Source organism: Glycocaulis abyssi (genome assembly GCF_041429775.1).
GTDB classification, from domain to species: domain Bacteria; phylum Pseudomonadota; class Alphaproteobacteria; order Caulobacterales; family Maricaulaceae; genus Glycocaulis; species Glycocaulis abyssi.
The window spans coordinates 2,587,958-2,601,220 of record NZ_CP163421.1 but is presented as its reverse complement, the minus strand read 5'-3'; the positions used below and the strand labels follow the sequence as shown (position 1 = coordinate 2,601,220).

Annotated in this window: 12 protein-coding genes; 6 read left to right on the top strand and 6 right to left on the bottom strand. The window is 64.7% G+C overall.

Annotation, left to right across the window (positions count from 1 at the left end):
* Positions 1-4: 4 nt before the first annotated feature.
* The 5 genes from AB6B38_RS12565 to AB6B38_RS12545 form a co-directional block, all read right to left on the bottom strand.
* On the bottom strand, positions 5-1,606 hold the full coding sequence (locus tag AB6B38_RS12565) for a 2-isopropylmalate synthase (protein ID WP_371393212.1): 1,602 nt from the start codon (positions 1,604-1,606) through the stop codon (positions 5-7).
* Positions 1,603-1,863 (bottom strand): ACT domain-containing protein, encoded by a 261-nt coding sequence (locus AB6B38_RS12560; protein ID WP_371393210.1) that lies wholly within the window; start codon positions 1,861-1,863, stop codon positions 1,603-1,605. The genes AB6B38_RS12565 and AB6B38_RS12560 overlap by 4 nt, the downstream gene beginning before the upstream one ends.
* Positions 1,864-1,866: 3 nt before the next feature.
* Positions 1,867-3,564, bottom strand: a complete 1,698-nt coding sequence (gene ilvG / locus AB6B38_RS12555; RefSeq protein WP_371393209.1) for an acetolactate synthase 2 catalytic subunit — start codon at positions 3,562-3,564, stop codon at positions 1,867-1,869.
* Between the two features lie 17 nt (positions 3,565-3,581).
* Complete coding sequence (ilvC, locus tag AB6B38_RS12550) at positions 3,582-4,598, bottom strand: ketol-acid reductoisomerase (RefSeq protein ID WP_371393208.1); 1,017 nt, start codon at positions 4,596-4,598, stop codon at positions 3,582-3,584.
* Between the two features lie 95 nt (positions 4,599-4,693).
* A complete protein-coding gene (locus AB6B38_RS12545; RefSeq protein ID WP_371393206.1) occupies positions 4,694-4,834 on the bottom strand; it encodes a hypothetical protein in 141 nt (46 codons plus the stop codon).
* A 296-nt stretch (positions 4,835-5,130) separates the two neighbouring features.
* Here AB6B38_RS12545 and AB6B38_RS12540 point away from each other — a divergent pair, with 296 nt between their 5' ends.
* From AB6B38_RS12540 to ilvD, 5 genes are all read left to right on the top strand, one after another.
* The gene (locus AB6B38_RS12540) at positions 5,131-5,268 is read left to right on the top strand and encodes a hypothetical protein (protein ID WP_371393204.1); all 138 of its coding nucleotides are present in this window, start codon (positions 5,131-5,133) and stop codon (positions 5,266-5,268) included.
* A 109-nt stretch (positions 5,269-5,377) separates the two neighbouring features.
* Positions 5,378-7,159 (top strand): homoserine dehydrogenase, encoded by a 1,782-nt coding sequence (locus tag AB6B38_RS12535; RefSeq protein ID WP_371393202.1) that lies wholly within the window; start codon positions 5,378-5,380, stop codon positions 7,157-7,159.
* Positions 7,160-7,180: 21 nt separating this feature from the next.
* Positions 7,181-8,137, top strand: a complete 957-nt coding sequence (locus AB6B38_RS12530; protein WP_371393201.1) for a homoserine kinase — start codon at positions 7,181-7,183, stop codon at positions 8,135-8,137.
* The gene (gene thrC, locus AB6B38_RS12525; RefSeq protein WP_371393200.1) at positions 8,134-9,453 is read left to right on the top strand and encodes a threonine synthase; all 1,320 of its coding nucleotides are present in this window, start codon (positions 8,134-8,136) and stop codon (positions 9,451-9,453) included. The genes AB6B38_RS12530 and thrC overlap by 4 nt, the downstream gene beginning before the upstream one ends.
* Positions 9,454-11,145: a dihydroxy-acid dehydratase gene (ilvD, locus tag AB6B38_RS12520; RefSeq protein WP_371393199.1), complete on the top strand. Its 1,692-nt coding sequence runs from the start codon at positions 9,454-9,456 to the stop codon at positions 11,143-11,145.
* On the opposite strand, the gene AB6B38_RS12515 is transcribed toward ilvD, so the two are convergent.
* Complete coding sequence (locus AB6B38_RS12515; protein ID WP_371393198.1) at positions 11,142-12,224, bottom strand: lycopene cyclase family protein; 1,083 nt, start codon at positions 12,222-12,224, stop codon at positions 11,142-11,144. The two genes, ilvD and AB6B38_RS12515, sit on opposite strands and share 4 nt — an antisense overlap.
* A 132-nt stretch (positions 12,225-12,356) precedes the next feature.
* Between AB6B38_RS12515 and AB6B38_RS12510 the strand changes: the two genes are divergently transcribed.
* A complete protein-coding gene (locus tag AB6B38_RS12510) occupies positions 12,357-13,259 on the top strand; it encodes an alpha/beta fold hydrolase (protein ID WP_371393196.1) in 903 nt (300 codons plus the stop codon).
* The last annotated feature ends 4 nt before the right edge of the window (positions 13,260-13,263 follow it).

Here is a 13,263-nt window from a genome sequence, read left to right as displayed (position 1 = left end):
ATTCCTATTCTGCTGCGACACCATTGGCCGCTGGATGATCGGAGCCATTGCCCGCGCGATGGCGGGCGACGGCGCTGGCATTGCACAGCGCGTCGATATACGCGCCCACGCATGCAGGCAGGATATCGCGATTGCGCGCGCGCCCGGTAAAACTTTCGCCGCTGCTCGACACTGACATTTCGATCAGCACATCGGCGATCTGGGCCTTGTTGCCTGCATCTTCGGCTTCAGCCGCGATGTAGCGCATATCGATGGACTCAACGCTGGCCGCGACACCGATGATATCGCTTACAGCCAGAAAGGCCGCGTCCATGGCGCCGGGCGCTGCGGCGACATCGGTCACCCGGCCCCGGCGCGGATGATCCAGCTCCACGCGGGCAACCGGCTCGGCATTGGAGGCCAGCGGCGCGCGGATTTCCACGCGCGACAGCGTCCACAGCTCGTCATCGGACACGCCTTCGCTGCGCGACAATATGGCCGCGAGATGGGCTGTATCGACCGTACCGATCTCGTCAGCGACCCGCTTGAACTCGGCAAAGGCGCGCGCAAACGCCTCGTCATCCAGCTTGAAGCCCAGCTCGGCGGCGCGGGCCGCCAGCGCGTGCTTGCCCGAATGCTTGCCCAGTACCAGCGAGCTGGATGGCCAGCCCACATCTTCGGGCTTCATGATCTCGTAGGTCTCGCGGTTCATCAGCATGCCATGCTGGTGAATGCCGGCCTCATGGGCGAACGCGTTGGCTCCCACAATCGCCTTGTTACGCGGCGGGTGGGTGGAGGTGATGCGCGACAGGGTGCGGCTGGCCGACATGATTTCCGGCGTGTTGATGCCTGTGCTGACACCCATGGCATCGCGCCGTGTACGGATGGCCATCACGATATCTTCCAGCGCAGCGTTGCCAGCCCGCTCGCCAATACCGTTGACGGTGCACTCCACCTGACGCGCCCCGCCCCGGATCGCTGCCAGCGAATTGGCAACCGCCAGACCCAGATCGTTGTGACAATGGGCCGAGAAGATAACGTCGTCATTCCGGCTGACCTTTTTGCCCAGCATACGGAAGAGATCATAGATCTCGTCCGGCGTGGCGTAGCCGACCGTGTCGGGTACGTTGAGCGTGCTAGCCCCTGCCGCGGCTGCGGTGGACAGGGCCTCAACGAGGAAGCCCGGCTCTGTACGGATCGCGTCTTCGGCGGAAAACTCCACATCGTCGCAATATGTGCGCGCATGGGCGACCATGTCGGAGATGGCAGAGAGTATCTCCGCCGGGGTCATTTTCAGCTTGAATTCCCGGTGGATCTGGCTGGTGCCTAGAAAGACATGGATACGCTTTTTCGGCGCAGCTTTCAGCGCCTCTGCCGCCGCATCAATATCGGCTTTCGAGGCCCGCGCCAGCGAGCATATGCGCGGGCCCTCAATCTCGGCGGCGATGCGGGCAATAGCACGTGCATCACCGGGCGAGGCGGCCGCAAATCCAGCCTCGATGACATCAACTTTCAAAGCCGCCAGCGCTCTGGCCATGGCCAGCTTGCCGGTCTCGTTCATCGAAAAGCCGGGTGCCTGTTCGCCATCGCGCAGGCTGGTATCGAATATGATGATCTGCCGGGTCATGATGCTGCTTCCAGTCTGGGCGCGGCCGTTATCTCGTTCACCGACACGACGCCGTAAACGCGCGCGATCTGGGCTTTCAGCGTCTCGATCCGGCGCAGGCCGGGGCGTGCGCGCACGGTCATGCTGAGCGTGTGTGCCCCGGTGGCGGGCGCATAGTTTACCGCATCGAGCTCATAGCCACGGCGTTCTACAAGGCCGATAAGACGCACCACGGCCCCTTCGGCGGGCAGGAAATCGATATCGATCTGTGTGGTCATGGCTTATGCCTCCATCATGTCGGAATTGGCTTTGCCCGGCGGCACAAGCGGCCAGACATTCTCACGCGGGTCGATGCGCACGTGGCACAGGACCGGCCCGCGCGTGGACAGAAGGCGCTCCACGGCGCCCGGCACATCGGCCCGGCGGTCCAGCGTGAACGCCTCGATGCCAAAAGCTCGTGCGAGCTCGGCAAAGTCGGGATTGTCCCAGAGATCGACCTCGGAGAAATTCTCCTCGTAGAACAGCTCCTGCCACTGCCGGACCATGCCGAGCTGGGCGTTGTCGATGAGGACGATTTTCAGCGGGATGCGGTAGCGGCGCAGGGTCGCCAGCTCCTGAATATTCATCATGATCGAGCCGTCGCCACTGATCGTGACGACCGTCGCGTCCGGCTCGGCCAGCGCCGCGCCGATACCCGCAGGCAGACCATAGCCCATCGTGCCGAGCCCGGCGCTGGTCAGGTGGGCCTGCGGGCGCGAGAAGCGGCAATGCTGGGCCACCCACATCTGGTGCTGGCCGACATCGCAGGTGGCGATGAATTTTTCTCCGGCCGCTTCGGAAATCTGTTTGAGCAAGGCAGGCGCATAGACGCCCGAGCCCGGCGCGTCATAGCGGAAAGCCCAGCGCTCGGCATTCTCCTCGCAGGTGCGCCGCCAGCCATCAATCCCGCCCGTCTGGCCGGAGAGGGCCGACAATATGCCGGCGACATCGCCAGCCAGCGCCACATCCGCTTCACGCAGCTTGGAGATTTCCGCTGCATCGCCATCGATATGCACAACGCGGGCATTGGCGGCGAACGTGTCCAGCCGGCCGGTGGCCCGGTCATCAAAGCGCGCGCCGACACAGATCAGCAGATCGCAATCATTGACCGCCATGTTGGCGGCTCGCGTGCCGTGCATGCCCAGCATGCCGAGGAATCCCGGCCAGTCAGTGGGCAGCGCGCCCAGCCCTTTCAGGGTTGCCACGGCGGGAATGCGCGAACGCTGGAAGAAGGCGCGCAGCGCGTCTTCTGCTTTGCCCAGCGCGATACCGCCACCAAAATAGAGGACGGGGCGACGGGCCGAAGCGATAAGACGGTCAGCAGCCGCCAACGCCTTCGCATCGAGGGGAAACACGGCCCGCGCCGCCGTCCGGCAGGCATGCGAGCGGGGGGAAATGCCGCTTGCCTGCGTTACGTCCTTGGGAAGATCGATGAGCACCGGGCCGGGCCTGCCTGAACGGGCAAAGCGGAAAGCCTCGGCAAATATGTCAGGGATATCGGCCGCATCGCGCACCAGCCAGGAATGCTTCACGACCGGCAGGGTGATGCCGAACGTATCGATTTCCTGGAAGGCGTCAGTACCCATCAGAGGCGTCGCCACCTGGCCCGTAATAGCCACAACCGGCACGCAATCCATGAAGGCATTGGCCAGCCCGGTGACCAGATTGGTGGCTCCGGGACCGGAAGTCGCCAGACATACGCCCGGCCTGCCCGTCACCCGCGCCCAGGCATCAGCGGCCAGCGCTGCAGCCTGCTCATGGCGGACCAGTATATGCGTCAGGCTGGAGGCCGTCAGCGCGTCATAGACCGGCATGATCGCGCCGCCCGGATAGCCAAAGACATGGCTCACGCCCTCATGCTCCAGCGCGTCAATGACAAGCTGGGCACCCGAACGCGTGTCCGGCCTTGTATCCAGTTTGGGGGGCGATGCGGGCGTCATGATCCGGTTCCTGCCCTTTACGCCTGACCGGCATTCGCGCCGGGCTGCAGCCAGCCCATGCGCGCACGCAGGCGCTCGCCGGTATGCTCGATCGGCTGATCGAGATCCTCGCGCAGCAAGGCTGCGTAGCGCGGCTTGCCCGCCTGATTTTCCAGCACCCAGTCACGGGCAAAGCTGCCGGTCTGGATATCGCGCAGCACCTCGCGCATGCGCTCTCTGGTCTCGGCATTGATGACGCGCGGCCCTGAGACCAGATCGCCATATTTGGCGGTCTCCGACACGAAGCTGTGCATCTTGGCGAGGCCGCCCTCATACATGAGGTCGACGATCAGTTTCAGCTCATGCAGGCACTCGAAATAGGCGATTTCAGGCTGATATCCGGCTTCCACCAGCGTCTCATAGCCGGCAATGACCAGCTCGCTCGCTCCGCCGCACAGGACGGCCTGTTCGCCGAACAGATCGGTTTCGGTTTCCTCGGCAAATGTGGTCTCGATGGCGCCGCCGGCCGTGCCGCCATTGCCTGCGCAATAGGCCAGCGCCTTGTCACGCGCCTTGCCGGACGCATCCTGCCAGACGGCAAACAGGCTCGGCACACCCGCACCACGCTCAAACTCGCGGCGCACCAGATCGCCCGGCCCCTTGGGGGCAACCAGGATGACATCCACGTCTTTCGCAGGCTGGATCTGGCCGTAATGGATGGAAAATCCGTGCGCGACCAGCAGCGCGTCGCCAGCGCTCATATTGGGCGCAATATCATGCGTGTAGACCTCGGCGTGGGACATGTCGGGGGTTAAAAGCGCGATCAGCGAGGCGGCATTTGCGGCCTCCGCCGGGCTAACCACCGTAAAGCCATCACCCTTCGCCGTAGCCGCCGCCCGGCCACCAGCACGCGCGCCAACGATCACGTCATGGCCGCTGTCGCGCAAGTTTCGCGCATGGGCGCGGCCCTGACTGCCATAACCGATAATGGCCACCGGCCCCGGCTTTATCGCGGACGGGTTGGCATCGTTGTCTGTGTAAATCCGGGCTTGCATTCTCGAGGTCTCCTTGGTGTGCGCTTGGCGCAAAAGAAAACCCCCGCTTCCGGGTGGGAGCGGGGGTTCTTGCATTTCAGGTCTTTTTCGGACCGTCAGGCAGGGACAACCGCTCCCGGTATGGGAATGGTAAGTACAATCACAAGTACGAGCGTAATGAGACCGGTCACGGCAATCATCCGTGTCCGGGTCTCGCGCTCTGCGCGGTCAGCCATGGCAATGGCGCGGCGGCTCATACCTGTTTCCCCTGCAGCCCCGATCAGGCTGCTGCGACGGTGCGAAACAAACGTGTCTCGCATCTGCGAAAACCGTGAGGCAAGCGCAACAAAAGTGCAAGAGAAAATTTCTCCGGTGGTATGTTAAATTTTTTATCCAATAATTTCTGATAGTTATCATGCGAAACGCCGCAAACATCACTCGCCAGGCAAAATTTCTGTTTGACGCGATGTGCGTTTTGCATCGAAGCTCGTCGACAGTTAGCAGCCGCAGCAATGCGGGTTGCCACGGATAAAGGGCCAGACAGATGCAGGCGATGAGCGCCTTCAGCACGAATGCCTCGCACGGGTTTGAAACCCGTGATGGCGGCGTTCTGTCTGCCCCGCACATGACCATTATCACGACCATCATCACCACCACCGGCGGTACCGGGGGCGGAGCGGATATGGTCTGACGAGGCAGATAAACCTCACCACACCAAACCGACCCGCTCCCCACCCGGCGAGCGGGTTTTTTCATGCCTTGAACCCAGCCCGACTACCAGCACGAGACAGGAAACCGCCATGAAACCCCAATCCATGAAATCCGGCGCGCCGCCGCTTTGCGTGCTCAAATTCGGCAGCTCGGTCCTGCAGTGCGACGCCGATTACGACGCCGCCGCCCAGGAAGTGTTCCGGCATGTCCGCCGGGGCGAAAAAGTCATTGCGGTGGTTTCCGCGCTTGCCGGCGAAACCGATGCCCTGCTGGCGCAAGGCGAGCTTGTCGGCGGAAACGGCGCCACGCCCCATGCCGCGATGATGGCGCGCCTTGCACGGGTGGGCGAGCTGCGCTCTGCCGCCCTCATGGGTCTGGCGCTGGGACGGGTGGGCGTGCGGACGGCTGTTCTTGATCCACACGAAATCGGACTGGAAGCTGAAGGCGATCCGCTGGACGCCAATCTGTGCGGTCTGGACAATGCGGCAGTCGCCGAGGCCCTGTCTTGTCACGAAGTGCTGGCCGTGCCGGGCTTTACTGCGGTGCACGCCCGGTTTGGCGCGGTCACGCTGGGGCGGGGCGGTACGGACCTGACGGCGGTTTTCTTTGCGGCGCGATGCGGCGCGGCGCGCGTGCGGCTGATCAAGGATGTTGATGGCGTCTACGCAGAAGATCCGGCCGAGAACCCGCAGGCAGAACGCTATGCAGAGCTGGACTATGACGCTGCCGCCGATGTCAGCGCGGGCCTGATACAGCCCAAGGCCATCGCCGCGGCGAAGGCCGCCAATCTCGTCATCGAGATCGCGGCCATGGGCGCCGGTGAGGCCACCCGAATCTGCGCGGCTCCGGCCCGCAAGGCACCAGCGCGGCCCGTGCGGCGCCTGCGTGTCGCTCTGCTGGGCTGCGGCGCGGTGGGTGCGGGAGTGCTGGCACATCTGCGCTCCCGCCCGGACCTGTTTGAACTGAACCCGGTTCTGGTACGCCGCCCGGAAGCCCGTGCCCATCAGGACGGCGTGCGCTTTACCGATGAGCTTGGCCTCGCGCTTTCCGGCAAGCCGGATCTGGTGGTCGAGCTGCTGGGCGGCGCGGACCACCCGGCAGAAATCATGGCCCGTGCGCTGAGCGGCGGCGCGCATGTTGTCACCGCCAACAAGGCGGCTCTCGCCCGCCATTATGACGCGCTTCACGCCGCAACGCGCGAGGGAGCGGCCCGGCTCGCTTTCAGCGCGGCGGTGGGTGGCGGCACGCCCATTCTCGAAGCGCTGGAACAGCGTGGGGGACATAATGGTCCGGTGCGGATCGAGGGCGTGATGAACGGCACGGCGAACTTCCTGCTGGACCGGCTGGCCGCCGGGGACGCGTTCGACGATGCAGTGAAAGAGGCGCAGCGCCTGGGATTTGCCGAAGCCGATCCGGCCGCCGATGTGGACGGGCATGACGCCGCCGACAAGCTGTCCCTGCTGATCCGGGCCGCGTTCGGAAAGGCTGTCGACCCGGCCGGTATACCCAAGGATTCGCTTGCGCAGGCCGACCCGGCGGCGGTGAAGGCGGCACGCGCAGACGGGCTGGTCTTCAAGCAGATCGGCGTTTGCGAGTTGTCGGCCGACGGGCAGGTGAAAGCCGAAGTGCGGGTGCGTGCAGTGCCGGCACAGCACCCTCTGGCGGGCGCGCGCAACGAGGAGAACCGCTTCATCCTCACCTGCGCCGATCACAGCGTGCAAACCCTGTGTGGCAAGGGCGCGGGGCGCTGGCCGACGGCTGCAGCCGTGTTTGCAGACATCATGGACATTCACCGCGGACTGTCGGAGCCTGAGAAGATGGAATTCGCCGCGTCGGAACCGTCCAGAGCCCCTGCATTGCTGAGGGCCTGACCGATGGGCGGCAAGGAGAGGATGCGCGCGATGAAGGACATCGCCAGAGCGAGTGCACCGGCCAGCATAGGCAATGTGGGACCGGGATTTGATATTCTGGGCCAGGCGTTTGACACGCTACAGGACGTGGTCACCGCCCACCGTGAGGCAGAACCCGGCGTGCGCCTCGGCGCGGTTTCCGGCCGGGTGAAAAGCCTGCCAGGCTCTGCTGAGCGCAATACCGCATTGGCGGCTGCAAAGGCCCTGCTCGACGCGGCGGGTGCCCGTTTCGGGGTACGGCTGGATATTGAGAAGGGCGTGCCGTTGAGCGCGGGCATGGGCGGCTCAGCCGCATCGGCGGTCGCGGCGGCAGTGGCCGTCAATGCCCTTCTGGAAACGCCGTTCGCGCAAGCCGAGCTCTTGATGTTCGCCCTTGAAGGCGAGCGGGTATCCTCCGATCCGCCGCCCTGGGACAATGTGATGGCAAGCCTGCTTGGCGGGCTGGTGATCGCTGCGCGGCTGGAGGCTAGTCAGGTGCGCCGCATACCGGCACCATCGGGCCTGGTCTCGATCGTCGTTCATCCTGATGCGGAGATTGAGACACGCGCCGCACGCGGGATATTGCGCCCTGCTGTCGCTATGGAGACGGTTGTCGAGCACTCGCGGCGGCTGGCGGCCTTTGTGGCTGGCTGCGCCGCCAATGAGCATGATCTGATCCGCGCCGGGCTGGACGATGTGCTGGTTGAACCGCAGCGGCGATATCTTCTGCCAGCGCTTCCGGCCGTGAAGACCGCCGCCTTGCAGGCAGGCGCGCTAGGCTGCTCATTCTCCGGGTCCGGACCGTCGATATTTGCATGGTGCTCCGAGGCAGACCACGCCGCCGTCGAAGCTGCCATGTGCGCCGCCTTCGCCAGAGAGGGCCAGTCCGCACACGCCTATCACGCGCCGATAAATTCCCGCGGGGCGAGACTGGAACCGCTGCCGGAGGTGGTGGGGTGAGATATGTCTCCACGCGCGGCGGCCAGTCAGCCAGCCTGAGCGAGGCCATCTGCCGGGGGAGCGCGCCCGGCGGCGCACTCTTCATTCCGCAGACCCTGCCCCGCATCAGTTCCGACGATGTCCAGCCCGGCCTCACACTCGCTGAGCTTGCTACGCAGCTTCTTGGCCCGTTCTTCGAGGGCGATGCGCTGCAAGCTGATCTGCCAGCCCTGTGCGCGAATGCTTTCGACTTTCCGGTGCCGCTGACCATTCCTGATCCGGCAAGGCCGGGCCTGCGCGCGCTTGAGCTGTTTCATGGGCCTACAGGCGCTTTCAAGGATTTCGGCACGCGCTTCCTGATGGGCGCTCTGGACTGCCTCGCCGACGAAGATGATCCGTTTACGGTGCTTGTTGCGACATCGGGCGATACCGGCGGGGCCGCTGCGCAGGCGGCGGAGGGCCGCAAGGGCGTACAGCTGGCGGTACTGTACCCCAAGGGGCGTGTATCTCCCTTCCAGGAACATCAGCTGACCTGCTGGAATGCGCCCGTGCGGGCATTTCGGGTGAGCGGTGATTTCGATGCCTGTCAGGCCCTGGTCAAGAACGCGTTCGCCGATGAGGAGCTCACACGCCGCTTCCGGCTGACCTCGGCCAACTCGATCAATATCGTGCGGCTGCTGCCCCAGATGGTGTATCTGGCTGATGCGGCGCTGAAAGTCTGGCGGACAAGCGGCACCCTGCCCGGCCTGATCATTCCCAGCGGCAATCTGGGCCATGGTCTGGCGGCGCTCTATGCCCGCTCCATGGGTCTTCCCATCGGGCCGGTGGTGATTGCCACCAACGCCAATGCCACCTTGCACGAATGGAACCAGACAGGCGTGTACCGGCCTCGGCCATCGGTTGCGACACTGGCCAATGCGATGGATATCGGCACGCCGAGCAATTTCGAGCGCCTCGATCATCTGGCATCAGACCAGCGCGCGATCAGCGTGGAACGGGTAGATGATGATGCGATCCGCGCCCGGATAATCGCGGATTTCGAGCGCACCGGATATGTGTGGTGCCCGCATTCGGCCATTGCCGCGGAAGCTTGGCACCGCCTGCCGGAGGCCGCGCGCGAGCAGCGTGTCTGGATAGCGGCGGCTACAGCTCACCCTTACAAGTTTGCCGATGTGGTGGAGCCCCTTATCGGGCAATCCATCGACCCCAGCGCACCGCTAAAGGCCGTCCTTGACCGCCCGTCACATATGGACGAGCTGGCAGCGGACATGAACGCCCTGTCGCGGGCGCTGGCCGGTACGTTTCGTTCTTCGAGAGTGTCTGCAGGATACGCATAAATGACCACACGCCCGACTTCTCCCTCGCGCACCCTCATCGAAGGGCCGAGCCGTGCACCGGCCAGAGCCATGCTGCGCGCAGCCGGTTATGACAACGCCGCGATGGCAAAGCCGATGATCGCCATCGTCAACACCTGGACGAGTGTCACGCCGTGCAACATGCACCTCAATACGCTGGCCGACCACGCGCGCGAGGGCATTATCGCTGCAGGCGGAACGCCGGTGGACTTCAATACGATTGTGGTCACTGACGGCATCGCAATGGGTACTGAAGGCATGCGTGCCAGCCTGATGAGCCGCGAATGCGTGGCAGATTCGGCTGAACTTGCCGTACGCGGACATTGTCTCGATGCGGTGCTGTTTCTGGCCGGATGCGACAAGACAATTCCGGCTGCAGCCATGGCGGCAGCGCGTCTCGACCTGCCAAGCGTCATTCTCTATGGCGGGTCGATCATGCCGGGAAAACTGCACGGCAAGGCGGTTACCATTCAGGACGTGTTCGAGGCCGTCGGCGCGTGCGCTGCGGGCAAGATCAGCGAGGCGGAGCTGGGCGAGGTGGAACGGCAAGCCTGTCCGGGCGCGGGCGCGTGCGGCGGACAGTTCACCGCCAACACGATGGCGCTGGCGCTGACCTTCCTGGGCCTGTCGCCCATGGGGCTGAATGATATTCCGGCCACCGATCCCAGAAAGCCCGATGCCGCGCGGCGCGCCGGGGAGCTGGTCGTCGAAGCGTTCCGCGAAGGGCGCAATGCCAGGCAGTTCGTCACCCCGCAATCGCTGAAGAATGCTGCGGCGGCCGTCAGCGCCACCGCAGGGTCTACCAACGCGGTCCTGCATCTGGTGGCGATAGCGCGCGAGGCAGGGCTGGAACCGTCCGCGTTTGGCATTGATGATTTCGATGCCATTTCCCGCTCAACACCGGTGATCGCCGATCTGAAGCCGGGCGGGCGCTATATGGCGCCCGACATGGCGGCGGCTGGCGGCTCGCCCCTGCTGGGCCGGCGGCTGAAGGAGGCCGGGCTCATCGCCGACGCGCCCACCATCACCGGCGACGCCCTGTTCGGGCTGGTTGCCGGCGCAGAGGAAGCCAAAGGGCAGGACGTTATTCTGTCTGCGGAGAAACCGCTCAAATCGCGCGGCGGGTTCGGCATTCTCTATGGTGATCTGGCACCGCAGGGCTGTGTTGCCAAGCTGGCAGGCCATGACCGTCTGTCCTTTGAAGGGCCGGCGCGTGTGTTCGACAGCGAGGATGCCTGTTTTGAAGCTGTCCAGGCCGGGAAAATCCAGAAAGGCGATGTGGTCGTCATCCGCTATGAAGGCCCCGCCGGGGGGCCGGGCATGCGCGAAATGCTGGCGGTCACGGCCGCCATTCAGGGCGCGGGGCTTGGCGATGATGTGGCACTGATTACGGATGGCCGGTTTTCCGGCGCCACTTACGGCTTCATGGTCGGTCATGTTGCGCCGGAGGCGGCGCGGGGCGGCCCCATCGCCTTTGTAAAGGATGGTGACCGGATCAGGATTGATGTCGATGCCCAGCGTATTGATACCGACGCCGATCTGGATACGCGCATGAAGAGCGGCTTCACGCCGCCAGCGCCGCGCTATCCGTCCGGTGCCTATGCCAAATACGCAGCGCTGGTGTCATCAGCGTCCGACGGCGCGGTGACATCCTTCCCGTTCGTCAGCTCCTAGCGGTTCACCCAGAGCAGGGGCGCGGCATCGGCCAGTGACGCCGTTCCGCCCACCAGGCGCACGATCGAATCGCCCGGCGACCGCTCTGCCATGGCGATCAGCCGTGAAGGACGGGCCGCAAGCCGCCTGAACAGCAGATAGGAGGAAAGCCGGGCAAGCAAGGGCTGCGCGGGCAGGCCGGGCAATGCGCGGCCGCGCTCCAGCGCGTCGAAAGCCTGGACTGCCCATACCTGTCCACGCTGGGCATCACGCCCCGTTGCCCCGGCAAGGGCAAGCCCGGCCCCGCGGCTAGCCGCGATACGCACGGCACGGGCGCTCACAGGCCACCGGTCGGAGAGACCCAGCGGACTTGCGCTGCGCATGCGTATGCCGATGTCAGCGGCCACACCGCCGGTGATCCGCTCCACCGCCCGGTCAAAGGCCGGCCGGCGCTCATCGCCTGAGCGGGCGATGCGTACAGCTTCGATAATGGCATGGTCGGCGGCCAGCGGCAGGACGGTCTCGAATGTCAGCGCGCCATCCTCCCGGCGCAGGCGGTGAACCAGCGTGGCGGTGTCCTGATCAAAGCAGGCCGAGCCGGTACGCACTTCGGCCCTGATGCCAGTGCGCACCCAGCGCGCCCGGTCGAGCAGCTCGGCCCCGCCCGGACGGGTATCGATCACCATCCGTGCGCTGAGTTCCCCCTGACTTGTCTCGACAACAGCCCCGCCGGGTGCGGACCTTATGGCGCTAACGCTTGCCGACAGGCGCAGGCGGACAGACGGGCTCGTTTCTATCGCCTGCAAGGCCCGCCCGGCCAGCGCCTCACCCCGCAAGAGGCCGTAGCGGCCATCCGCGAACGGGCGGGCAACCGCCAGATTGGCCGCGCTCATCTCCCAGCGGGTCCAGGTCTTGTCAAACGCCGTGCGGGGCCGACCCGCCTCATACCAGCTCCAGCTGCGCCGCGCGGTTGTGAGGCTCGGCGCCTGTTCGAACACCTCCACGCGCAGCTGGCGCTGGGAAGACAGTGCGAGGCGTTCGGCGAGCATGAGACCGGCCAGACCCGCACCGATAATGATGACATCCCTGTCGGCGCGCACTGGCGTCCATCCTTCTGTGTGTCCCGCTCCACCTTTCCCAATCTTCCCGTGCGCTGCAATCGGTCAAAACCGGTTGAGTGAGCTGTCAGTGAACACTAGTCTCATAGGAAAAGCATGCCGGGAGGAGACAGCATGGCCGCAAGGCCGAGCCTTGAAGACTGGCGCAAGGCCGCGCAGCGCTTTGACTGGCGCGGGCAGACAATCGCCTTCTGGCAGGGCGGCGACTGGGCCGACGCGTCAAAGCCGGTCCTGATGCTCATTCACGGCTTTCCCACCGCCAGCTGGGACTGGGTGGATATGTGGGAACCCTTGAGCGCCCGTTTTCGCCTGCTGGCGCCGGACATGATCGGGTTCGGCTTTTCAGCGAAGCCGCCTGAATATGAGTATTCCATCCGCGATCAGGCCGACCTGCATGCCGGCCTGTGCGCGGCGCTGGGCATCGCCGAGTGCCATGTGCTGGCGCATGATTATGGCGATACGGTCGCGCAGGAATTGCTCGCCCGGCACAATGGAAGCGAAGGCGGAACGCCTAAGCTTCAATCGGTAGTGTTCCTGAATGGCGGGCTCTTCCCGGAGACCCACCATGCCACTTTCAACCAGAAGCTCCTGCATTCGCCGATCGGCTTTCTGGTCTCGCGCCTGATGACGGAAAAGCGTTTCCGCAAGGGCTTCTCAGAGGTGTTCGGCCCCGACACGCAGCCCGATAATGCGGCGCTGAAGGAGTTCTGGGCGCTGGTGACGGCCAATGGCGGTATGCCGGCCATCGGCCACAAGCTGATCCGTTATATCGCCGAACGGCGCGAGAACCGCGAACGCTGGGTCGGCGCGCTGCAGGCAGCGCAAATCCCCTTGCGCGTCATTGATGGCGGGGCTGATCCGGTGTCGGGCGCACACATGGTAGCGCGCTATCGCGAGCTGGTACCGAACCCCGACACGGTGATCCTTGAGGGCATCGGCCACTACCCGCAGGTGGAAGCGCCAGACGCGGTGCTGGCCGCCTTCCTGGATTTCCACCGCATGCCGCATACTCTTTAGAGCA

Coding starts and splice junctions, on each gene's coding strand:
- AB6B38_RS12565 (WP_371393212.1), bottom strand. CDS start 1,606: ATGACCCGGCAGATCATCATATTCGATACCAGCCTGCGCGATGGCGAA.
- AB6B38_RS12560 (WP_371393210.1), bottom strand. CDS start 1,863: ATGACCACACAGATCGATATCGATTTCCTGCCCGCCGAAGGGGCCGTG.
- ilvG (WP_371393209.1), bottom strand. CDS start 3,564: ATGACGCCCGCATCGCCCCCCAAACTGGATACAAGGCCGGACACGCGT.
- ilvC (WP_371393208.1), bottom strand. CDS start 4,598: ATGCAAGCCCGGATTTACACAGACAACGATGCCAACCCGTCCGCGATA.
- AB6B38_RS12545 (WP_371393206.1), bottom strand. CDS start 4,834: ATGAGCCGCCGCGCCATTGCCATGGCTGACCGCGCAGAGCGCGAGACC.
- AB6B38_RS12540 (WP_371393204.1), top strand. CDS start 5,131: ATGAGCGCCTTCAGCACGAATGCCTCGCACGGGTTTGAAACCCGTGAT.
- AB6B38_RS12535 (WP_371393202.1), top strand. CDS start 5,378: ATGAAACCCCAATCCATGAAATCCGGCGCGCCGCCGCTTTGCGTGCTC.
- AB6B38_RS12530 (WP_371393201.1), top strand. CDS start 7,181: ATGCGCGCGATGAAGGACATCGCCAGAGCGAGTGCACCGGCCAGCATA.
- ilvD (WP_371393199.1), top strand. CDS start 9,454: ATGACCACACGCCCGACTTCTCCCTCGCGCACCCTCATCGAAGGGCCG.
- AB6B38_RS12510 (WP_371393196.1), top strand. CDS start 12,357: ATGGCCGCAAGGCCGAGCCTTGAAGACTGGCGCAAGGCCGCGCAGCGC.